The organism is Actinacidiphila sp. bgisy167 (genome assembly GCF_057707665.1).
Genome location: NZ_JBYIQP010000240.1, coordinates 1 through 547, shown reverse-complemented (window position 1 = coordinate 547; position 547 = coordinate 1). Strand labels below are relative to the sequence as shown.

The window sequence follows — 547 nt, the reverse complement described above, 5'->3', positions numbered from 1 at the left end:
TAGCCTCGATCTTGCATGAGGGCCCGTCAGCTTGCTGGCGGGCCCTTTCGGCTCCTTCGGGGGCCGAGATTCCTGCAGGTGGGCAGGCTGGTGGCCCGGCTGTCGCGTCGGGTGGGCGCCGGGTTCCACGGCTCCGGTCGGGGTGGTGCTGCTCGTAGGGACGGGAAGTGGCTGGTCATCCTGGGTTTGGCAGGGCTGCGAGCCTTTGCAGGGCTTGGGTGATCGCGCCTGTCCAGGGCCAGTGGGCCGCGAGGCGGAGGACGCGGCGCCGTCCGGTGGTGACGAGTTGTGCGGCGGCGGAGAACAGTCGCAGCCGCAGGCGGCGGGGTTCCCACCGGCGGACGTCGCCGCTCAGGGCGAGCATCGGCATCCAGGCGAGGAGATCGAGAGCGATCTGGACGATCTCCAGCCAGATCTGGTTCTGTGCGGTGTCGTGGAGGGGCAGGTTGCGCAGGCCGGTGGCCCGTGCGGCGCGGATGCGGTCTTCGGCTCTCGCGCGCTGGCGGTGTCGCAGTTCGAGTGCGGCGATCGGGACGTTCTTGGTGTT

The 547-nt window shown here is 70.2% G+C and carries 1 protein-coding gene; it reads right to left on the bottom strand.

Translation table 11 applies throughout. The features are described 5' to 3' along the window. Positions 1-175 precede the first annotated feature (175 nt). A partial coding sequence (locus AC3ET4_RS30975) for a transposase (protein WP_431955318.1) occupies positions 176-547 on the bottom strand: 372 nt, incomplete at its 5' end.